Genomic DNA, 20,851 nt, shown 5'->3' on the forward strand with positions numbered 1-20,851 from the left:
GGGCTAGGCCTTCTCTTCGGGGGTTACATCGATACCTGACTGCTGTAGTAGCTTTTCGGCCGCAGCCTCAATGGTCTGGCGCTTAACCTTGCGATTGCGGCGGCGCTCCATCGAGGTCTTGGCATCGTCCCACTTATCGTAGGCACTCACAATATCCGAGACCAGGGAGTGGCGCACCACGTCCTCGGCCTGCAGAACCGCGAAATGGATATCGTCAATACCCTCAAGAATCTGGCGAATCTGCTTCAGACCTGAGGCCTGACCACCGGGCAGGTCCACCTGGGTGACGTCACCGGTAATCACCATCTTGGAGCCAAAGCCCAAGCGGGTCAGGAACATCTTCATCTGCTCCACCGTAGTGTTCTGCGCTTCGTCCAAAATAATGAAAGCGTCGTTCAGGGTGCGACCGCGCATATAGGCCAGGGGCGCCACCTCAATTGTCCCGGCCTCCATCAGGCGGGGAATGGTCTCGGGGTCCATCATGTCGTGCAGCGCATCGTAAAGCGGGCGCAGATAGGGGTCAATCTTCTCGTTCAACGACCCGGGCAGGAAGCCTAGGCGCTCGCCAGCTTCAACAGCGGGGCGGGTCAGAATAATGCGGTTGACTTCCTTTGACTGGAGGGCCTGTACCGCCTTGGCCATGGCCAGGTAGGTCTTACCGGTACCTGCCGGGCCGATACCAAAGACCACCGTGTTGGCATCGATAGCATCGACATAGGACTTCTGGTTAATGGTCTTGGGGCGAATATTCTTGCCCCGGGAGCTCAGAATATTCTGGCTGATCGCGGTTGCTGGGTGTGAGAGGCTGGCGGTCATCATGCCCATGATGCGCTTGACCACCTCGCCGGTGACCTGGGTGTCGTTCTCTACCAAAATGGTGAGTTCAGCCAGCAGACGGACGGTGGTGGCTACAGTTTCTGAGGGGCCGGTAACGATGACGTCTAGCCCCTTGGGGCGAATGGCAAGACCAGGGAAGGCCTGCTCAACCAGGGTGATGTTTCCGTCGTGGGGGCCAAGCACCGCGACCATCTCTTCGGTTGACCGGAAGGAAAAGGTGCGGGCAACAGAGAGGGGGCGGCTGCTAGCCGTAGATGAGGTAGTCATAGATGCCCGTGCGGGCTGTCAGAGCTCCTTGAAATACAAAGCGTACGCGGTAGTTCTTACTTTACCTGTAGCAGAACGGGATTTACCAGCGTCCTAGCGCAACGTTGAGGGCAGAAATAGCGGCTGCACCGGCGGTGGAACTGCGGAGGATTTCTGGGCCAAGCAGCACCGTATGGGCCCCGGCTTCTGCGAGCAGGTCGAGTTCTCGGGGGCTGATACCGCCTTCGGGGCCAACGATAAAGTAGACCTCTTTCACCCGATCGGTCAGGTACTTTTCAAGAGCTTGGGTGAGACGGTAGTCTGCCTGCTCGTGGAGAACCAGGAAGAGACCGTCCTCCCCCAGCTCGTGGGCAAGATCGGCTAAATCTGCGGTCGAGTGCTGCTCGTAGACCGGGGGCAACAGGGCCCGGCGGGACTGCTTCGCTGCTGCCCGCACCGTATTCTGCCACTTAGCCCGTGCTTTGACGGCCCGCTCCATCTTCCAGCGCACAATCGATCGGTCGGCGCTCCAGGGCACAATACCGTGGGCACCCAGCTCGGTGGCCATTTCAATGGCCTGGATATCCCTATCCCCCTTAGCCAAGGCCTGCACCAGGTATATCTCTACCCCCACCGTATCTTCGGTGAGCTCGAGGACCTCAAGCACGGGGCCGTCCTGGCCCAGCTCAGTAACCCGGGTGATAGCGCGGTTGCCCTCACCGTCTACCACATCGAGCCCTTCCCCGAGTTCCGGACGTTTGACGAGGGCGTGGTGCCCCTCATCGCCAGTCAGGTGCAGGGTGGCACCTGGCGTCAGGGCAGCCAGCTCGTCAGGTTCGATGTAGTAGACAGCATTGCTCATGGAATCGTCCTATTTGAGGTGATCTTTGAGGCGGGAGAAGAAGCCGCCCTGCTTGTGGGTGACGGTTTCGCTGACCTGCAGGTCTTCGCCGCGAAGCTCGGAGAACTGCTTGAGCAGGCTCTTCTGCTCCTCGGTGAGGTCGGTGGGGGTGCGCACCTCAATCTGCACACGGATGTCGCCGCGGCCGCCGCCGCGCAGATGGGTAACGCCCAGGTCCTTGAGGGTCACCACGTCACCTGACTGGGTTCCGGTGGGAATCTGTACCTGCTGGGGGCCGTCGAAGGTGTCGAGGGTGATAGTGGTGCCCAGGGCCGCAGCGGTCATGGGCACACCTACGGTGGCTACCAGGTCATCGCCGTCCCGGCTGAAGGTGGGGTCGGGGTTGACGCGCAGCTCAACGTAGAGGTCACCGTTGGGACCGCCTGCGGTGCCGGCTTCGCCCTGGCCTGCCAGGCGGATGCGGGCGCCGTTGGTGACGCCTGCGGGAATTTTGATGGTGAGGGGCTTGCGTTCCCGCACGCGGCCTTCGCCGTAGCATTCAGCGCAGGGGTGCTTAATGACGGTGCCGAACCCGCGGCAGGTGGGGCACTCAACGGGCTGCACGACGGTGCCCAGAATTGACTGGACCTGGCGCTGCATATAGCCCTGGCCGTGGCAGGTGTCGCAGGTTTCGGGGTGGGTGCCCTCAGCGGTTCCTTCACCCTTGCAGAGGTCACAGGTAACGGCGGTATCAACGGTGATGGGCTTGTTGGTGCCGAAGACGGTATCTTTGAGGTCAATCTTGACGTTGATGAGGGCGTCCTGGCCCTGGCGGACGCGGCTCTGGGGGCCACGCGGGGTAGAGTTGAAGAAGGTATCGAAGATGTCTTGGAAGCCACCAAAGCCCCCGCCGAAGCCGCCTGCTCCTGCACCGAAGCCACCGGCGGTACCGTTTTCGTTGCCGGTCTGGTCGTAGATGCGGCGCTTTTCGGGGTCAGAGAGCACATCGTGGGCGAGGGAGACGCGCTTGAACTCCTCGGCAGCTTCTTCCGAAGGGTTGATGTCGGGGTGCAACTGGCGGGCCTTCTTGCGGTAGGCCTTCTTGATTTCTTCGGGGCTGGCATCGCGTGAGACGCCGAGGGTTTCGTAGTGACTGCTCACTGGTTCTCTCTTTCGATGGGCTGGTTTAAAGGGGGTAGGCGCAGGGCTAGGCCTGGCCCAAAATCTTGGATAGGTAGCGGGCTACGGCGTTGACCTTGGAGACGGTGCTGGTGTAGTCCATGCGGGTGGGGCCAACGACTCCCACGTGGGCAGCTCCCCCGGGCCCGTAGCTACTGGCGACGACAGAGGTCTCGGCCAGGGATTCGCTGCGGTTCTCAGAGCCGATACTCACGGCAAATCCGCGTTCATCGTGGTCTAGGTCTGTGAGTAGCTTGAGGAGCACAACCTGCTCTTCTAAGGCATCGAGCACCGGGGCGATGCTGCCTCTGAAATCTACGGTCGAGGCGGCAAGGTAGGAGGTGCCCGCAATCAGCACCTGCGATGAGGCCCCCTGGGCTGCGAGTATGCGCAGGGCCTCGGTGAGGGGGCCGAGCAGGTTATTGCCGGGGGTGGACGCCGGTGCTGCGGCTATGCTGTCGAGCGTACGGTTGGCGTAGAGGTCAAGGAGTTGCTGGCGGGCTACTGCAAGCTCTTCGGGGCTGTGGGCAAGGGTGAGGGTACGTTGGTTAACCTGGCCGGAGTCGGTGATAAGGATCAGCAGCACCGTGGCGCTTGAGAGGGAGACCAGCTCGATATGGCGCACGCTGGTAGCCGGGCCGGTGGGGTACTGCACCATAGCTACCTGGTGGGTGAGCGATGAGAGTAGACGCACACTGGTCTTCATCATCTCATCAACGCTTTCGGCGCTATCGAGCAGGGTGTGAATCGCCCGTTTTTCAGCGTCAGAGAGGGGTTGTAGGGACGATATCTGGTCAACGAAAAGGCGGTAGCCTCGGTCGGTGGGGACCCGCCCGGCACTGGCGTGGGGGGCTTGGATGAAACCCTGCTCTTCGAGAGCCGCCATATCGTTGCGGACGGTGGCGCTGGAAACCCCCAGCTGGTGCCGCTCGAGCAGGGTTTTGGACCCCACGGGCTCACGGGTGTGCACGTATTCTTCGACGATGGCTTGCAGAACTTGCAAGCGTCTCGGGTGGTTCACGGCACCTCCTGGGCTCATAGGTCTTCGCTAGGCGGGCGAAGAAGTCTGCGGGGCTATGTTAGCACTTGATGACCTTGAGTGCTAAGTTACCCGTTAACTCTAATACCACTGAACTAGAATCAGAACTCGGTACGCTGATGGCTAATGCCCCTGGATGAGAGAGTGAGAGACACACCGATGGACTACCGCGATACCTGGGGTCAGGCTGACCTCACCTCACACCGCCCTGCCCTGCCCAAGGTGCCTCTTACCCCCGGCATGGTGTTAGAGGACGCCGCCACCGGCTTTGTGGGGGAGGCAGTAACCCTGCGGGTTACGGCGTCCGGCCCCCAGGTGGGTCTCGAAGACCGGCGGGGCCGGATCAAGTTCTTCCCCCTGGGGCCGGGTTTTTTGCTTGAGGGTCGCAGCATTGACCTAACCAAGCCACAGCAGAAGCCTAAGACCGCTACACGGCAGGTTTCGCGGTCGGGGTCGGTTGCGGTGGAAAACGCTCCCGCACGGACGGCCAGGGCCAGCCGTATCTGGGTTGAGGGCGTGCATGACGCTGAGCTCATTGAAAAGGTCTGGGGCCACGACCTACGGGTTGAGGGTATCGTGGTGGAGCCCCTACACGGGGTTGATGACCTTGCCGCAGCCGTTGCAGGTTTTGGCCCGGCCCCCCACCGTAAACTTGGAATTCTGGTAGACCACCTGGTGGCGGGAAGTAAGGAAGAGCGCATAGCGAAAGAGGCCATGGCGGTGGCAGATGCCCGTGATAATGTGCTAATTGTGGGCCACCCCTTTGTGGATATCTGGCAGGCTGTCAAACCCCAGGTATTAGGCCTACAGGCCTGGCCCGAGGTCCCCCGCGGGGAAGACTGGAAGACCGGCATACTGCGGCGTTTCGGCCGGGCGGCAGAGACCCCCGAGGACGTCCGCGCCGGCTGGGATTCCATCCTCAAGAGGGTCAACTCCTACACCGACCTTGAACCAAGACTCTTAGGGCCGGTAGAACACCTCATTGACTTCGTCACCCTGGATGGGCCAGCAGGCTAGAGCGGGTACAGCCGGTGTGACAAATATCGTCCTGCTCCCCCATAAATTCGTAGGCTTCACATATACCGCCCTGCCCCGGCTTTGACTAAAATTGTGACTGGTAGGATTAAAAGCCTGCGCATCACTCATTCGCCCTTCAACCTCAAAAGAGAAGAATTCTTGAAGACCGCATCAGCACCTTCCTCGACCGCCTACAAGGGGTCACCTGCAACCGCTGCACACCTGTCTGTTAGCGCAGACCGAAATATCGCAACCGCTGCACACTTTGGGGGCGTGCTAGGTTGTATTCCCTCGGCCGTCATCTACTACCTCTACCGAGGCCGCGGCCCCTTCACCGAACAGGAATCTCGTGAAGCTCTCGACTTCACCCTGCTGCCCACCCTGGTTCTGGCTGTATCTATCATGCTCAGCAACATTCCGGCTATTGGCTGGCTCTTTGGCCTGATTGCTGCCCTGGCCTGGACTTACCTGGCTATCTCAGCTCTGATCGCCGGTGTAAAGGTAACCCGCGGCAACCCCTACCAGTACAAGGGCAATACCCGTCTTTTCAGCAAGCTCACTCGCCGCGGTAAGTAGGCACCCGGGCTGCTAGAACATGAAGGGGGGCGGTCTGACTCAGCTGAGCCAGACCGCCCCCTTCGTTTCCCCCTGGCAGGGCAAGACTAGTTAGCTGCCAATGTCGGGGAGGAGCTCCCTGGTCACCGCATCGCCCAGCAGGCGCCCCTGGAGGGTGAGCTGCACGCGTCCGCCCGCTCTCGCCTCGGAGTCAATCAAGCCCTGCCTCTGAAGCCAGTTCAGGGACGCCTCGATTCGGGCAGCATCGCCACCCTTCAGCAGGCGGGACATCTCTAGGCCGTCAATGACCCTGACCTGCAGCATGATGTCCTCAAACCTGCGGGTCTGCTCCCCCAAAACCTCACGGGCAGCAGCCGGGCTTTGACCAGCCCGGACTCGGTTGGCATAGGGTACCGGGTGCTTGAGGTTCCACCAGCGGGTGCCGTTCACATGTGAGTGGGCGCCAGGGCCAATTCCCCACCAGTCCTGGTTACGCCAGTAGGCATAGTTATGGCGGGAACGATACTCCGGTGACTTGGCGTAGTTCGACACCTCATACCAGTGGTAGCCGGCCTCATTGAAGATCCGCTCAGCCAGCAGGTACATATCCGCCATGAGGTCCTCGTCGGGCATGGTGTAGTCGCCCCGCCGAATCTGGGCAGCCAGTTTGGTACCCTCTTCAACGATGAGCGAATAGGCAGAGATATGGTCGGGGGCATACGACACCGCAGCTCGCACCGACTGCTCCCACTGGGCCAGGCTCTCCCCCGGCGACCCGTAAATTAGGTCAACCGACACCTGAAGCCCAACCTCTTTAGCCCAAGAAACCACCTTGGGAACATTCGCCGGAGTATGGGTACGGTCGAGCACCTGAAGCACTTCAGGTACCACCGACTGCATACCGAAGGACACCCGGGTAAAGCCACCGGCCTTCAGCGTCTTAAGGTCCTCGCGGGTCACCGAGTCGGGATTAGCCTCGGTTGTTACCTCAGCGCCCTCTTCTAGACCAAACAGCTCAACCGCTTCGTGCAGAATCTTCACAAGGTCAGTGGTGGGCAGCTTGGTGGGGGTGCCCCCGCCAAAAAAGACAGAGTAGAGCGGACGGTCAGCGACACCCGACTCGCGCAAAACCTGCCGGGCAAAGCGCAACTCAGCGATGGCGTCCTTGGCATAGGTACCCAAACCCACCCCGTTGCCGAAATCCTCGGTGGCATAAGTATTGAAGTCGCAGTAGCCACACCGTACCGAGCAAAACGGAACGTGCACGTAGAGAGAAAAATCGCGCTCAACGCCGTGGACGGCAGAATCAGCGGGGATTCTGCCGTCCAAAGGGGCCGGAGCGCCCAGAGGCTGGGCTGGCATTACTTCTTGCCCTTGTCCTTGCCTTCTTCACCGGAAGACAGGGCTGCGATGAAGGCTTCCTGGGGGACCTCAACACGGCCCACCATCTTCATACGCTTCTTACCTTCCTTCTGCTTCTCCAGCAGCTTACGCTTACGCGAAATATCGCCACCGTAGCACTTAGACAGAACGTCCTTGCGCATAGCGCGGATATTCTCACGGGCAATAATACGAGAGCCAATAGCAGCCTGAATCGGCACCTCGAACTGCTGACGAGGGATCAGCTCGCGCAGCTTGCCGGTCATCATCACACCATAGGAGTAGGCCTTATCGCGGTGGGTAATGGCCGAGAAAGCATCAACTTTCTCGCCCTGCAGCAGAATATCAACCTTGACCAGATCGGCTTCTTCCTCACCGTCAAACTTCCAGTCCAGGGAGGCATAGCCGCGGGTCTTGGACTTGAGCTGGTCGAAGAAGTCAAAGACAATTTCGGCCAGGGGCAGGCGGTAGCGCAGCTCCACGCGATCCTGGGAAAGGTAGTCCATGCCGCCCATGGTGCCGCGGCGGGACTGGCACAGTTCCATAATCGCGCCCACAAACTCGTTCGGGGCAATGATGGTGCAGGCCACCATCGGTTCGCGGATGGTAGCTACCTTACCCTCGGGGAACTCGGAGGGGTTGGTTACGCGCTGGGCGGTGCCGTCCTCAGCCACCACATCGTAGATAACGTTGGGGGCAGTAGAAATCAGGTCGAGGTTGAACTCGCGTTCCAGGCGCTCACGCACAATTTCAAGGTGGAGCAGGCCCAGGAAGCCACAGCGGAAACCAAAGCCCAGAGCCGCAGAGGTCTCAGGCTCGTAAATCAGGGCGGCGTCGTTGAGCTGTAGCTTATCGAGGGCGTCACGCAGGGCCGGGTAGTCAGAGCCGTCAATCGGGAAGAGACCCGAGAAGACCATGGGCTTGGGGTCCTCGTAGCCACCCAGCTCTTCTGCGGCAGGCTTGTGGGCACTGGTGACGGTATCACCCACGCGGGACAGGCGGACGTCCTTCACACCGGTAATCAAGTAGCCCACCTCGCCCACGCCCAGTCCGTCGGTCGGCTTGGGCTCGGGAGAAATCACACCGATTTCCAGCAAATCATGCTCGGCGCCGGTAGACATCATCTTGATCTTCTGGCGGGGTTCCAGCTTGCCGTCCACCACACGAACGTAGGTGACCACACCGCGGTAGGAGTCGTAGACAGAGTCAAAAATCATAGCGCGAGCGGGGGCATCAGCCTGCCCCTCGGGCGCGGGCAGCAGCTCAACGATGCGGTCCAGTAGCTCGGGTACACCCTCACCGGTTTTACCCGAAACTCGCAGCACATCCTCAGGCTCAACACCAATCAGGTTAGCCAACTCCTCAGCATACTTATCGGGCTGGGCTGCCGGAAGGTCAATCTTGTTGAGCACCGGAATAATGGTCAGGTCATTTTCCATAGCCAGGTAGAGATTAGCTAGGGTCTGAGCCTCAATACCCTGAGCAGCATCAACCAGCAGCAGGGCGCCCTCACACGCAGCCAGAGAACGGGAGACCTCGTAGGTGAAGTCCACGTGACCGGGGGTATCAATCATGTTTAGGGCATAGTTGACGCCGTCCACCTCCCAAGGCATACGAACAGCCTGGGACTTAATAGTGATACCGCGCTCACGCTCGATATCCATGCGGTCAAGGTACTGGGCCTTCATCTCGCGCGGAGTGACCACGCCGGTGGCCTGCAACATGCGGTCAGCCAGGGTGGATTTACCGTGGTCAATATGCGCAATGATGCAGAAATTACGGATAACGGAAGGGTCAGTGGCCGCCGGTTTGGGCGGGTTGGTCGCCAAGGGTGACACGTGTGTTGGGTCCTTTCACGACTCTCAGAAAGCTCATGGGAGCCTACCGGGTCTCTGACGGTAGAAATCAGTTAACCAGTTTCTCACATTTAGCCGGTGCGTGTCTGCTCGCGCGCCGAGGAGCAGCGATTATTGTAGTGACCATGAAGATCAACATGCGAACCATCCAGCAGGCACTGAACATCGGCCAGCGCATCTACCGAGAATGGAACAAGTACCAGAACCAGAAGAATAAGCAGCAGGGCACCGGCACCCGCCCCTCAAGCGGTGGGAACCAGGCAGGCACACGCACCCAGCAGCGTCCGGACGCCGGCAACGGCAATTTTGGTACGTTCGGCCCCGGCAGTAGCCAGCAGGCACCTGCCAGTCAGTCCACCGGGTCACCCCGCCCGTCGGCCCCCTCCAACCCCTACGCCACCGGCTACCCGGCAGGAAACGGGGCAGCAGCGTCCGCCCCCTCCACCGGAAGCTGGGAACAGGGCGGCTACCCCGGCGACTACTTCGGCTCGGTAGCCTTTGACTACTCCCCCGCTCTCGACGGCGACGCTGACCCCGGCGAAGTCGTCTGGGCCTGGGTCCCCTTCGAAGAGGACTACAGCCGGGGCAAGGACCGCCCTGTCCTAGTCATCGGACGCTCCGGTTCTTACCTGCTGGGGCTCATGCTCACCAGCAAGGATCACTCCAACTCCCGCACCACCGACCCCAACTACCTGGATATCGGCGCAGGTGTATGGGACAAGGAAGGACGCGACTCCGAGGTCAAACTCAACCGGGTCATCCAGCTCAACCCGACCGGCATCCGCCGTGAGGGAGCCATCATGGACCGGGCAACCTTCGACTTCATCGCCGAAGCCTACCGCCGCCGCTAAGAGACTTACTCAAAGGGTTTATACAGGCTCGCGCTCGCTGCGAGCCTGCTCTACCCAATCTGGCAGAGTCTAAGAAATTGTTGCTTATATCTCTGCCCTAAGCTGGGGCGGAGCTGATAAAGTTAACCCTTGTGTGTCCGATGGTCATCGGGCACTGCTGACTGGTTGCCATAGGCATCCCCACGCCGCTCAGTCGATGACCGGTCAGCGCAGCCCTCACCGACCAATTAGACAAAAACAGAAAGTTTTTAATCGTGGCTAACATCAAGTCCCAGAAGAAGCGCATCCTCACCAACGAGAAGGCTCGTCTGCGCAACAACGCAATCAAGTCAGATCTCAAGACCTCCATCCGTAAGGTCAACGAGGCAGTTGAAGCTCAGAACGTTGAAGCAGCAACTGAAGCTCTTCGTGTTGCGAACCGCAAGCTGGATAAGGCTGTTTCTAAGGGTGTTCTGCACAAGAAGAACGCAGCTAACAAGAAGTCCGGTCTGACCGTTCTCGTCAACAAGCTTTCCTAAGTTCTATATTCCGGCCCCTCTAGCCGGCGTCTAAGAGCGAAGTGACGCAAGGCCCCGCTCCCTTTCATGGGAGCGGGGCCTTGTGCTTTCTTGCCCTGTTGCTAGTGGGTTCTGGAGGCCTGGGAAATAGCCAACACGGCTTTTTCTAGGGGGTAGAAAGAGTCAAGATTCTCGCCCTTGAGCTGGGCATCGGTATCGGCCAGCAGGGCTAGGACGCGGGCCAGGTCGGCAGGTGCATACCTGCGGGAATCGCGCTGAGCAGCTTCTACCTGCCAGGGCGCCATCTTGAGGTCGCCCGCCAGCTGGTTGGAGTTACCGCGCACTCCGTGCACTTTGGCAATGTTCCGCATGCGGGCAGCCAGAGCACCCAGGATAGGGATAGGGTCGCTTCCGGTATCGATCGCCTGGCGGAGCAGTTTAATGGCTTCCCTGCTGTTGCCCGCTACCGCAGCATCGCCCACCTTAAAGGCGGTGACCTCGGTACGGCCGCCGAAGTAGCGGTCGATGGTGTCTACAGTGATGGTACCCGGTTCATCTGCAATGAGCTGGCGGGCAGCCGAGGCTAGTTCTGAGATATCACTGGTTGCCGCCGCGAGAGCTGTCGCTGCGGGTGGGTCAATCGAACGCTGGGCCGAGCGGAACTCGTAAATGACGAAGTCCAGCCGGTCGCGTTCATTTTTCAGTGCCTTACACTCGACTACCGGGTAGGACTTATTAGCCTTGATGGTATCAATAAGCTTTTTACCCCTGTTGCCGCCTGCATGGTGCAGCACCACCAGGGTGGAGTCGTGGGGCGCAGCGGCATAGGCAAGAGCGTCTTGCAGAAAGGCGTCGCTCATGGATGCCACCTGGGTGACCTCAATGATTTTGGGTTCGTCGAAAAGGGAGGGGCTGGCAAGGACGTCTAGCTGTCCGGCCCGGTAATCTTTGGCTGAGAGGCTGGTGAGTTCGTAGCTGCCGTGGGCCTCTTCAAAGAGCTGGCGGAGCCGCTGGGTAGCCCGGGAGGCAAAGTATTCTTCGGGGCCGTAGAGCAAAACGAGCGGAGCAAGCGGAACCGATCGCCAGCCGTTATCTGGCCCAGTTGAGCGGTTGCGGGGTGTGCGTGCCATGTATCCTCCTTGGGTGCCTTTCTATCTTGTCAGATAAAGCGCTTTTGTGCAGGTTTAGCCCGAGGCAGTCACTTCAATCCCCCGGTCACTGGTGGTCAGTGCCAGATGCCCCGAAAGGTCTGTGCGGGCAGCGGGGATAGAACTTCGGTTCAGGAAGCTGAGAATACTCTCATGCGGATGCCCGTAGCTGTTACCGGCTCCCACAGGGATGATCGCTAGGGAGGGGCTGGCTGCGATGATCAGGTCGGTGCCACTGCCCGCCGAGCCGTGGTGGGCAATTTTAAGGACGTCAGCAGGCAGCTGACCCGCTGATTCGGCAAGAAGCCGGTGGGCGGCGTCCGCTTCAAGATCCCCCGTGGTAAGCACGGTCAGCGGTCTCTGGCCGGTCTCCCTGGCAGGCAATGACCAGTGGATGACGAGGGAGGAATTGTTGATCCAGCTAGAGGAGCCGGTTGCGCCGGGAATCCGCTGGGCCTGCTCCGGGGGCCAGAGCACCCGGCCCAGGGGCTGACGGGTTACCTCGTGCCGCTCTGCGGTAACAGACTCTGCGGGGAAGGCCGAGCCCGCAGCAAGCCGATAGGTAGCTGTTCCTTGAGTGACCGGGGTTTGCTCCCCCTGTCTGCTGTAATGGGGCGACGTCACCAGCGTCGGCTGGGCGAAGTCACTTTGAACCTGTTGTAGCGCCCCATCGTGGTCGCTATGGGCATGGGTAATGAGCACAGCTTCCAGCTGGTCTACCCCGGCCCAGTCTAGGCAGGACTTGAGCGCCGAGTAATCGTCGCCGGTATCGAGAAGGTAGGCCGACCGCTGGCCGGTGCGGATTAGGTGGGCGTCCCCCTGGCCTACATCGCAGGTAATCCATTGCCAGTGCTCAGGGGCCCGGTGAGAAGCCGGCCAACGGTCGTGCAGCAGGAAAACCGCTAGACCTATCACGAGCGCTAGGAGGGCAAGGTCGACCAGGCTTTTGTTTCTCCTGCGGTTCACGGTCTGCCCCCTAGCAGTCGAGGCAAGCGAGCTGCGGGCAGGGAGTTGAGAGACCTGTCCGCTGAGAGAACTAGCCAGCTAATACCCACAACCCCCAGTAGGGTCAACCCTAGAGTAAGCGGTGAAAGCACTAGGGGTAGCTGACTTGCCGGTAGCTTGTGGCACCAGGCAGCAACCGCTAGCAGCCCCTGGGTAAGAAAGCCACCGATATTCATGAGGACATCGAGCAGGGGGTGGGCTAGCCCCAGGGCGTAGCCAATGAGGGCCAGCAACCCCAGCACGGTAATAGGTGCTACCAAAGGGGTGGCCAGAAGATTAGCTAGAACCGTATAGGGGTAGATGGACTCGGAAAGTATCAGGATAACCGGTGCGCACCAGAGGCTAGCTGCACAGGGTAGAGCTACCAGATCAGCGAGCAGAAGGGGCAGCCTCCTGCTGAGGAGGCGCGAGAGAGCAGGCGCCAGTATCAGGAGGGAAGCTGTAGCCACGACCGAGAGAATAAAGCCGTAGTGGGTGGCAAGGGGTGGCGCTGTCAGAAGAAGAGCCATCACGCAGGTTGAGAGGAAAGCCAGACGGTAGGCTCCGTGGCCGAGAATTAGACCTAGAGCTCCCAGCAGGCCCATCGTCCAGGCTCTGAGTACAGAACCGTCAAGCCCTACCAGCACAACGTAGGCAGATGACGCGGCTACTCCGACTGCTATGAGGGCAGGGCGCCGGGGCCACAGCGGGTAGAGCAGACGGTAGGCGACGATAAAAATCAGGGTAATGTTGGCCCCTGAAACAGCTGTCAGGTGCGTTAGACCGGCCACCCGCAAAGATGAAAGAGCCGGTGCAGGCAGGGAAGAATCATCGCCGTAGGCCATACCCAGGAGCAGGCCAGCCCGTTCGGCACCCAGCTGGTCCACTGCCCTATCGCGCAACCCGCTCTTGAGTTCGAAGAGAGGGGCTACAGAAGCCGGTTGCTCCAGTAGGCTCACAGCTCCCTGCAACCGGTAGTAGGTTCCGCTGACCTTCAACTCCCCTACCGCGCTGACAGTGCTTCCCGGAATAAAAAGTTTATCTATATAGACGGTGAGAGGTACCCGCTGGGCCCAGGCCCTAGTAGCCTGCCTTATTTCCACAGTTTCTACCTGCAACCTATACCCACCCGTCGGAGCAGGCCGGGCCTCAGTTACTTCGGCCATCACACGGATTCCCTGCCCGTTCAGGGCCTGCATCAGCTCCCACTGTTGAGGGTAGCCCTGGGCCTGAAGGACAACAGTCTGTAAGGCAGCGAGCAGGCAGGTTAGCGCCAGAGTATATGACACAGAGACCGGTACCTGGGCCCATGAACCTTTTACCTTCGCAATACTTTTCCGAACTATAAGCTGGGCGCCGCACCAGGAGCCCAGGGCAAGGCAAGCGAGCAAGGCTCCGGCCCACATTACCCACCAAGAGCCGGCAAGAATCCACAGGGCGGTAAAACACCAGAGACCCACAGCAGGTACCACAAGACGGGCATCGGTCAGACGCGGTTGCACCCGCCGATGTTCGGCCCGTTCAGCTTGAGCCTGTTGCCAGCTCCGTCCAACAACCAGAACCCTTTTCATACCGTCACCAGCGGGCGGAGAGCTTCCAGAGTGGCTGGCCCAATGCCCGACACCTGATCCAGCTCATCCACCGAGCTGAAACCCCCGTACTGCTCCCGCCAGCTAATAATCGATGCAGCCAGCACCGGGCCGACCTTCGGCAGGGTCTGAAGCTCTTCGGCGCTTGCCGTATTGATATTCACTAGCCCGGCGGCGTCCGCACCCCGGCCTGTTCCGTGGCCCGTCTCCGCCGAACCATGAGCGGCCTCTGCGGCACTCGCCGAGTTAGGCGGTGCCTCGCCCTGTACCGGAATATAGATCTGGCTCCCGTCACTAGCAGGGGCTGCCAGGTTAATCGCCGACGTATCCGCATCATCCCTGAGCCCGCCGGCAGCTGTGACCGCATCATTTACCCGGCTCCCAGAATCCAGCTCGTAGACTCCCGGAGTCTGCACCGCACCGGCAACATGAACCACCACAGGCGCACTTCCCCCATGAGCGGCAACTGAAGCAGCGTCCGCCCCGGTGCTCAACCCCTGCCCTGCCTCAACGCCCGGCACCGGGCTGCCCCCATCAGCCGGCACCACGTCACCCCCAGAAGGAGCCACAGGAACCGCCGACACAGACGAGCCGCCACCAGAAAAAACCACAGGCCACAGAGCAACCAGACCCAAGACAAGAGCAAGAATCACCAGAGCACCCGTAGGTACTCGCCACCGGGTCACCGAAGCCTGCGGACCAAGACCGGGAGCCTCTGAATCGGAAGACGCCAAAGCACGCTCAAGAAGCGCCCGATGTCGGGGACTCCGGGAGGCGCTCGCAGGAGCAGGGCCGTGGCGCCTGCTGCGCAAGAGATAATCGGTCTGACTCGGTTGATCTGCATAGGTATCGGCAGGTTCAACCGAAACAGACGGTAGGGTATCAGCGGGGTACCTAGAGTTCTGAGACATGGCCCCAGGCTAAGAGCTTCCGATCGTCTAGGCCAAGGCCGACGGCGCCTGTGGATAAAGCCTCTCCCACCGTCCTGCGGAAAATAGCCCCAGAAACCTCACAGGCGGTGCAGCTGAGTCACAAGATGACGCGACCCAGGCCCCTATCCACAGGGTCTCTGCACCATCTTGAAAATAACTCTAGAAAATAACGGCGGACAGGGCCCCTAAGCCCGCATGGGCAGAGAGCACCGGGGGCAAGGGCGTTACCACAGCCCCAGAGGCGATAGATCCCAGGGCCTGTTTAAACTCCCACGCCTGCTCCTCATTACCGCTGTAATGGATAGCAACCACCTGCCCCTGGCGGCGCAGCAGGTCGGCTGACTCCCTATCCTTCAGCGGCACATCTAGTGGTAATTCACCGGCCCGCTCGGCGCTAGCCTGTTCGGTCAAAGCCGCAAGCCGTTCAATCGCCTTAGCTGTAGTGCGGGGGCGCTCAACGTAGTGCAGTTTGCCATCGAGCACGGTAGCTACGGGCCGAATCTGAAACATCTGGCCCACCATAGCTAGAGCGGGGCTGACGCGTCCGCCCCGCTTAAGGGCCTCCAGGGTAGGAATAAAGAAAAAGAGCTCGGTAGAAGCACAAAGCTCCTCGGCCAAAGCGGTGGCCTGCTCTAAGTCCTGCTCTCGGGCAAGGATGCGGTGCAAGCGGAGCACGGGCTCGCCCAGCCCCATCGCGAGGTTGAGCGAGTCAACCACCACCACCGGCATATCGACCAGCTGCGCCGCTAAACGGGCCGCATCGCAGGTACCCGACAGTTCCCCCGATAAATGAACTGAAATAATCGCAGAGTATCCCTGGGCTGCCAGCTGCTCGTAGGCGTCCACCAGGGTACCCGGCGCAACGCCGGAGGTCAGCACCTGCTCCCCCTGAACATGAGCTAAAGCGATAGCGGCATCTATCTGATCGGCAGGTAGGTCATTCAAAGTGTTGTCGCCCACGGTGACCGGTAGCTCAACCAGACTAAACCCGCCTTCGGTCTTGAGCTGTTCAAGGGTAGTGGCGGGCAGGGCAGCAGATGAATCGGTGACCAGGGCTATAGAACGCACCTCACTACTCTACCGCCTAGCCAAGCCCTTGGAGTGACTCAGTCCATAGCAATCACTCAAAAGATAGAAAAATCGGGTACCCCTCGCTACGGAAGGAGCACCCGATGATACCTATCTAGATCTCACTAGATCACGATATTGACCAGCTTGGGGGCACGCACAATGACCTTGCGCACCTCAGCGTCGCCTAGGGCTCGCTGAACGGCCTCTGACCTCAGAGCCAGGGCTTCAAGGTCGGCTTCAGAAATATCCTTGGCGACCTCCAGACGGTCTTTGACCTTGCCCTTGACCTGCACGATTGCGGTGACGGTATCGTCTACCAGCTGGGCCGGGTCAACTTCGGGCCAACCCGCGGTCAGTACCGGGGTATCGTGGCCGAGTAGGTGCCAGGCGTCCTCTGCGGTGTAGGGGGCGTAGAGGGAGAGCAGGATGGCGATGGTCTCAGCAGCCTCGCGGACGGCCGGGTCAGCAGCACCTGCACCGGAGTCGATAACCTTGCGGGTAGCGTTGACCAGCTCCATAGTCTTGGCCACGGCAACGTTGAACTTGCCGTTCTCTACCAGGGCATCGACGTCGTGGACGGTGCGGTGCACCAGCTTGTGCAGGGCAGCGTCACCGGTTGAGCCCTCCGCCCCAACCTCGCTGGTGACGTCCTGGGCAATGCGCCAGGCGCGAGCCAGGAACTTCTGCATACCTGCGGGGGAAACGTCGGCCCAGTCGACATCGTCCTCGGGCGGGGAGGCGAAGACCATGACGGTGCGGACGGCGTCGACGCCGAACTTATCGAGCTGCTGGCCCAGGTCAACACCATTGCCCAGGGACTTGGACATAGCCTTACCCTGGTTGAGCACCTGGCCCTGGTTCATCAGGGCCTTGAAGGGCTCAGAGTGTTCAATCAGACCCAGGTCGCGGATGACCTTGGTGAAGAAGCGGGCGTAGAGCAGGTGCAGAATCGCGTGCTCAACACCGCCGACGTACATGTCTACCTGGTTCCACTTCTTCATCTGCTCGGGGTCGAAGACCGCCTCATCAAAATTGGGCGAGACGTAGCGCAAGAAGTACCAGGAGGAATCCACGAAGGTGTCCATGGTGTCTGAGTCGCGCTTGGCGTCCTTACCGCAGACGGGGCACGGAACGGTGTTCCAGTCGGTGGCAGCTGCCAGGGGCGACTGACCCTTGGGCGCCAGGTCTTCACCGGCCAGGTTATCGGGGAGCAGGACGGGCAGCTGCTCTTCCGGAACCAGCTGTTCACCGTGCTCTTCACAGTGGATGACGGGAATGGGGCAGCCCCAGAAGCGCTGGCGGGAGAGCAGCCAGTCACGCAGGCGGAAGTTGACCTTGCCGGTGCCCACTCCCTTCTCCTCAAGAGTCTCAATAGCCTTTGAGATGCCGTCAACCTTGTTCAGACCATCTAGCGGGCCGGAGTTGATGTGCACACCATCGCCGGTGGTAGCGACGCCGGTTTCTGCCGGGTCGTCCTCACCGGTGTCGAGAACGGTGATGACGGGAATATCGAACTTGCGGGCGAAGTCCAGGTCGCGCTGGTCGTGGGCGGGAACCGCCATCAGCGCGCCGGTGCCGTAGTCGGCCAGGGCGTAATCTGAGGCCCACAGGGGCAGCTTATCGCCGGTCAGGGGGTTGATGGCGTAACGGCCCAGGAAGACACCGGTCTTCTCGCGGTCGGTGGACTGGCGGTCGATATCCGACAGAACCTTGATCTCTTCGCGGTAGGCTTCCAGGGCTTCCCGTTGGTCATCGGTTACCAGGTCGAGGGCCAGGTCGGCGTCGGCTGCCACGATGAAGAAGGTTGCGCCGTAGAGGGTATCAGGGCGGGTGGTGAACACGTCTACGGTGGTGGCGGGCTTGTTACCGGCAGCCTCAATCTTAAAAGTAACCTCGGCACCTTCGGAGCGGCCGATCCAGTTGCGCTGCATAGCCAGCACGCGGTCGGGCCAGTGGCCCTCTAGCTCCTTCATGTCGTCCAGCAGTTCCTGGGCGTAGTCGGTGATCTTGAAGTACCACTGGTTCAGAGACTTTTTGGTCACGGGGGTGTGGCAGCGTTCGCACTCGCCGTTGACAACTTGCTCGTTGGCCAGCACGGTCTGGTCCTTGGGGCACCAGTTAACCTGGGAATACTTACGGTAGGCCAGGCCCTTCTTGTAGAACTGCTGGAAGAGCCACTGGGTCCACTTGTAGTATTCGGGGTCAGAGGTGTGCAGGCGGCGGGACCAGTCGGTCATGATGCCGTAGCGCTTGAAAGAGCCGGCCTGGGTCTCGATGTTCTTGTAGGTCCACTCTTTGGGGTGGGTGTTGTTCTTGATGGCTGCGTTTTCTGCGGGCAGGCCGAAGGAGTCCCAGCCGATGGGGTGCAGCACATCGTAGCCCTTTTGCTTCCAGAAGCGGGCGGTGACGTCGCCAATGGCGAAGGCTTCGGCGTGGCCCATGTGGAGGTCGCCGGAGGGGTAGGGGAACATATCCGCTACGTAGCGGGTTTCCTTACCTTCTTCGTTGGTGGGTTCAAAAACCTTGGTTTCTTCCCAGTAGGGCTGCCACTTGGCTTCCATGGAGCGGAAGTCCCATGTGGTTTCGTTCTGTTCGGTAGGTTCTACCTCAGCAGTCACCGTGTTTCCTGTCTGTCGAGTGGTGCTTGCGCTTTTTGGGCGCGCACAAGTCAAAGCTGTCAATGGTTTGATTCCTAGTGTACCGCGCTTGGGCTTGCTTTGCCCGGTGGCCGTTTGCCCACTGAGAAGTGGGTAGTGAGGCGGTACAGTGGTGGGGTAGAGAAAAGGAGTCACTATGTCTGCAAGCCCCCACTTGGCCCATGTTTTTGAGCCGGTACCTCAGCAGGTTCCTGCCGGGACGCGCTACGAGGGCTGGGTGGGCGGCACTTATAGCCGCTGGTGGATGTATGGAAAGGCGGACGCGGCTCCCCTGGTTTTGGTGCACGGCTTTAGGGGCGATCACCACGGCCTTGAAATCATTGCCACCGGCCTGAAGGATTTTTGTGTTTATATCCCTGATCTTCCGGGCTTTGGTAAGACTGCCCCGATTGAGGGGGCTGAGCATGCGGTGAGCACCTATGCTGCCTGGTTGGTCGATTTCATTGAGACTGCTGTGGGTAGCCCGGTGCACCTGGTGGGCCACTCTTTCGGGTCGATCGTAAGCTCTTATACTGCCCTGGTGCGCCCCCATCTGGTAGAGCGTTTGAGCCTGATTAACCCCATCTGCCAACCTGCCCTTGAGGGTGACCAAAAGGTGATGAGCCGCCTGGCAGAGCTCTATTACGGTGCTGGAGCTGTCCTACCTGCTCCCCTGGGTTTTGCCCTGCTGCGCTCCCGCCTGGTCACCAGATTGAGCAGTGAGTTCATGATGAAGAATCACGACCCCGCCCTGCGCCGTTTCATCAACGGCCAGCACGATGCCTACTTCGGTGCCTTTGCCTCCCGTGAGGCGGTTCTACAGGCTTACCGGGCCTCTATCAGTACCACCGCAGCTGATTTCACCCCAGCTCTGCCGATGCCGGTCCAACTCATTGTGGCGGAGAAAGACGACCTGGGTACCCTAGAACTTCAGCAGGCCATGGCCCGTAAACTCCAGCGGGGGCGGCTCGATATCATTCCCGAGGTTGGCCACCTGATTCACTACGAAACTCCCCTACGGGCTGCTTTCCTGATTGCCGACTTTCATTCCCAAGGCCTAGAGGAGGGCAAGTAGCATGAAACTCTTTGTTGATGCCCGTTATACCCGCATCGGTTTTCACGACGGGATTAGCCGCTACACTGCGTCCTTACTCTTAGCTCTCAAGGAGCTAGCGGACGCCGGTGACCGGCGCCTGCCCGAAGGCCTGGAGCTCACCATGGTCATTAGCGATCCGCGTCAGCTTGAGATGCTCCCCGACCTGCCGTCCGTGCAGATCTGTGTGCCGACGTCCGCCCTGGAACCCACCGCCGCCCTGCAGCTCAACCGCTACTCCCCCGACGTGGTCTTCTCGCCCATGCAAACCATCGGGCTGGGTGGGCTGGGCAGACAGTTCAAGCTGATTCTGACCCTGCACGATTTGATTTACTACTCCCACCCCACGCCGCCGGGCTTCCTCCCCCTGCCGGTTCGGCTGGGCTGGCGGGCCTTCCACACTACCTACGCGCCCCAGCGCTACCTGCTGAACCGGGCGGACGCTGTCGCTACGGTTTCGCAGACCACGGCGGCTTTGATGCGGGAGCACGAGCTAACCACCAACCCCATCACGGTGATACCCAATGCTCCCCAAGCCAAGGATTTTGTGACCCAGGAGCAGGCGCTCGAATTGGCCCCGGCCCGTACTAAAGACCTGATTTACATGGGCTCCTTCATGCCCTACAAGAACGTTGAAACCCTGCTGCAGGCCATGAAGTTCCTGCCGGACTATCGCCTGCACCTGCTCTCTAAGGCAGCCTCGGCGCGCCTGGAGGAACTGGCACCTCTAGCGGGTGAAAACGTGGTGTTCCACGGGGGAATCAGCGATGAAGACTACCGCCAGCTGCTAGGCACCGCCGCTGCCCTGCTGACCGCCTCGCAGGAAGAAGGCTACGGGCTACCAGTGGTAGAGGCCCAGTCGGCGGGCTGCCCCGTGGTGCTGTCGGATATCCCGATTTTCCGGGAAATTGCCCCCTCAGCCCGCTTTGCTGAGACCAGCTCCCCCTTCGCCTTTGCCCAGGAGGTACGCAATCTAGAAGACCGGCAAGTCCAGCAGACCAGCATTGTGAATGGTCTTGCGGACGCCGCCCGCTACACCTGGCAACAGAGCGCCCTCACCCTGCTGGATTTAGTTTCTTCCCTACATCGGCAGTAGAAGC

At 60.3% G+C, this 20,851-nt stretch carries 18 protein-coding genes; 6 read left to right on the plus strand and 12 right to left on the minus strand.

Annotated elements, in window-relative coordinates; genetic code table 11:
- Positions 1–3 precede the first annotated feature (3 nt).
- The 4 genes from VSX42_RS03680 to hrcA all read right to left on the minus strand — a co-directional run bounded on the left by VSX42_RS03680 (position 4) and on the right by hrcA (position 4,124).
- The gene (locus VSX42_RS03680; protein WP_326503019.1) at positions 4–1,104 is read right to left on the minus strand and encodes a PhoH family protein; all 1,101 of its coding nucleotides are present in this window, start codon (positions 1,102–1,104) and stop codon (positions 4–6) included.
- A gap of 82 nt (positions 1,105–1,186) precedes the next feature.
- Complete coding sequence (locus VSX42_RS03685) at positions 1,187–1,945, minus strand: 16S rRNA (uracil(1498)-N(3))-methyltransferase (RefSeq protein ID WP_326503020.1); 759 nt, start codon at positions 1,943–1,945, stop codon at positions 1,187–1,189.
- A 9-nt stretch (positions 1,946–1,954) separates the two neighbouring features.
- Positions 1,955–3,085: a molecular chaperone DnaJ gene (gene dnaJ / locus VSX42_RS03690; protein ID WP_326503021.1), complete on the minus strand. Its 1,131-nt coding sequence runs from the start codon at positions 3,083–3,085 to the stop codon at positions 1,955–1,957.
- 46 nt (positions 3,086–3,131) lie between these two features.
- The gene (gene hrcA, locus VSX42_RS03695) at positions 3,132–4,124 is read right to left on the minus strand and encodes a heat-inducible transcriptional repressor HrcA (protein ID WP_326503022.1); all 993 of its coding nucleotides are present in this window, start codon (positions 4,122–4,124) and stop codon (positions 3,132–3,134) included.
- A 177-nt stretch (positions 4,125–4,301) separates the two neighbouring features.
- Between hrcA and VSX42_RS03700 the strand changes: the two genes are divergently transcribed.
- On the plus strand, positions 4,302–5,159 hold the full coding sequence (locus VSX42_RS03700) for a DUF3097 family protein (RefSeq protein WP_326503246.1): 858 nt from the start codon (positions 4,302–4,304) through the stop codon (positions 5,157–5,159).
- 159 nt (positions 5,160–5,318) lie between these two features.
- Positions 5,319–5,735 (plus strand): DUF4870 domain-containing protein, encoded by a 417-nt coding sequence (locus VSX42_RS03705; protein ID WP_326503023.1) that lies wholly within the window; start codon positions 5,319–5,321, stop codon positions 5,733–5,735.
- A 90-nt stretch (positions 5,736–5,825) separates the two neighbouring features.
- On the opposite strand, the gene hemW is transcribed toward VSX42_RS03705, so the two are convergent.
- Together hemW and lepA are read right to left on the minus strand one after the other, a co-directional pair.
- Positions 5,826–7,076, minus strand: coding sequence for a radical SAM family heme chaperone HemW (gene hemW / locus VSX42_RS03710; RefSeq protein WP_326503024.1), 1,251 nt, complete (start codon positions 7,074–7,076; stop codon positions 5,826–5,828).
- On the minus strand, positions 7,076–8,932 hold the full coding sequence (gene lepA / locus VSX42_RS03715; RefSeq protein ID WP_326503025.1) for a translation elongation factor 4: 1,857 nt from the start codon (positions 8,930–8,932) through the stop codon (positions 7,076–7,078). The genes hemW and lepA overlap by 1 nt, the downstream gene beginning before the upstream one ends.
- Positions 8,933–9,075: 143 nt before the next feature.
- On the opposite strand from lepA, the gene VSX42_RS03720 reads away from it, so the two are divergent.
- Together VSX42_RS03720 and rpsT are read left to right on the plus strand one after the other, a co-directional pair.
- A complete protein-coding gene (locus VSX42_RS03720) occupies positions 9,076–9,801 on the plus strand; it encodes a type II toxin-antitoxin system PemK/MazF family toxin (protein WP_326503026.1) in 726 nt (241 codons plus the stop codon).
- 254 nt (positions 9,802–10,055) lie between these two features.
- Complete coding sequence (gene rpsT / locus VSX42_RS03725) at positions 10,056–10,319, plus strand: 30S ribosomal protein S20 (RefSeq protein ID WP_185172890.1); 264 nt, start codon at positions 10,056–10,058, stop codon at positions 10,317–10,319.
- A gap of 101 nt (positions 10,320–10,420) precedes the next feature.
- Here rpsT and holA read toward each other — a convergent pair whose 3' ends face one another.
- The 6 genes from holA to leuS all read right to left on the minus strand — a co-directional run bounded on the left by holA (position 10,421) and on the right by leuS (position 18,583).
- Complete coding sequence (gene holA / locus VSX42_RS03730) at positions 10,421–11,428, minus strand: DNA polymerase III subunit delta (RefSeq protein ID WP_326503027.1); 1,008 nt, start codon at positions 11,426–11,428, stop codon at positions 10,421–10,423.
- Between the two features lie 54 nt (positions 11,429–11,482).
- Complete coding sequence (locus VSX42_RS03735) at positions 11,483–12,412, minus strand: ComEC/Rec2 family competence protein (protein ID WP_326503028.1); 930 nt, start codon at positions 12,410–12,412, stop codon at positions 11,483–11,485.
- The gene (locus tag VSX42_RS03740; protein ID WP_326503029.1) at positions 12,409–13,719 is read right to left on the minus strand and encodes a ComEC/Rec2 family competence protein; all 1,311 of its coding nucleotides are present in this window, start codon (positions 13,717–13,719) and stop codon (positions 12,409–12,411) included. The genes VSX42_RS03735 and VSX42_RS03740 overlap by 4 nt, the downstream gene beginning before the upstream one ends.
- A 278-nt stretch (positions 13,720–13,997) precedes the next feature.
- Positions 13,998–14,672: a ComEA family DNA-binding protein gene (locus VSX42_RS03745; protein ID WP_326503030.1), complete on the minus strand. Its 675-nt coding sequence runs from the start codon at positions 14,670–14,672 to the stop codon at positions 13,998–14,000.
- A 438-nt stretch (positions 14,673–15,110) separates the two neighbouring features.
- Positions 15,111–16,019 (minus strand): DegV family protein, encoded by a 909-nt coding sequence (locus tag VSX42_RS03750; protein WP_326503031.1) that lies wholly within the window; start codon positions 16,017–16,019, stop codon positions 15,111–15,113.
- Between the two features lie 125 nt (positions 16,020–16,144).
- The gene (gene leuS, locus VSX42_RS03755; RefSeq protein WP_326503247.1) at positions 16,145–18,583 is read right to left on the minus strand and encodes a leucine--tRNA ligase; all 2,439 of its coding nucleotides are present in this window, start codon (positions 18,581–18,583) and stop codon (positions 16,145–16,147) included.
- 232 nt (positions 18,584–18,815) lie between these two features.
- Between leuS and VSX42_RS03760 the strand changes: the two genes are divergently transcribed.
- A complete protein-coding gene (locus tag VSX42_RS03760) occupies positions 18,816–19,733 on the plus strand; it encodes an alpha/beta hydrolase (protein WP_326503032.1) in 918 nt (305 codons plus the stop codon).
- 1 nt (position 19,734) lies between these two features.
- On the plus strand, positions 19,735–20,847 hold the full coding sequence (locus tag VSX42_RS03765; RefSeq protein WP_326503033.1) for a glycosyltransferase family 1 protein: 1,113 nt from the start codon (positions 19,735–19,737) through the stop codon (positions 20,845–20,847).
- Positions 20,848–20,851 lie beyond the last annotated feature (4 nt).

Source organism: Rothia nasimurium (assembly GCF_035916755.1).
Lineage (GTDB): Bacteria > Actinomycetota > Actinomycetes > Actinomycetales > Micrococcaceae > Rothia.

Coding starts and splice junctions, on each gene's coding strand:
- VSX42_RS03680 (WP_326503019.1), bottom strand. CDS start 1,104: ATGACTACCTCATCTACGGCTAGCAGCCGCCCCCTCTCTGTTGCCCGC.
- VSX42_RS03685 (WP_326503020.1), bottom strand. CDS start 1,945: ATGAGCAATGCTGTCTACTACATCGAACCTGACGAGCTGGCTGCCCTG.
- VSX42_RS03700 (WP_326503246.1), top strand. CDS start 4,302: ATGGACTACCGCGATACCTGGGGTCAGGCTGACCTCACCTCACACCGC.
- hemW (WP_326503024.1), bottom strand. CDS start 7,076: ATGCCAGCCCAGCCTCTGGGCGCTCCGGCCCCTTTGGACGGCAGAATC.
- VSX42_RS03720 (WP_326503026.1), top strand. CDS start 9,076: ATGAAGATCAACATGCGAACCATCCAGCAGGCACTGAACATCGGCCAG.
- holA (WP_326503027.1), bottom strand. CDS start 11,428: ATGGCACGCACACCCCGCAACCGCTCAACTGGGCCAGATAACGGCTGG.
- leuS (WP_326503247.1), bottom strand. CDS start 18,583: ATGGAAGCCAAGTGGCAGCCCTACTGGGAAGAAACCAAGGTTTTTGAA.
- VSX42_RS03760 (WP_326503032.1), top strand. CDS start 18,816: ATGTCTGCAAGCCCCCACTTGGCCCATGTTTTTGAGCCGGTACCTCAG.
- VSX42_RS03765 (WP_326503033.1), top strand. CDS start 19,735: ATGAAACTCTTTGTTGATGCCCGTTATACCCGCATCGGTTTTCACGAC.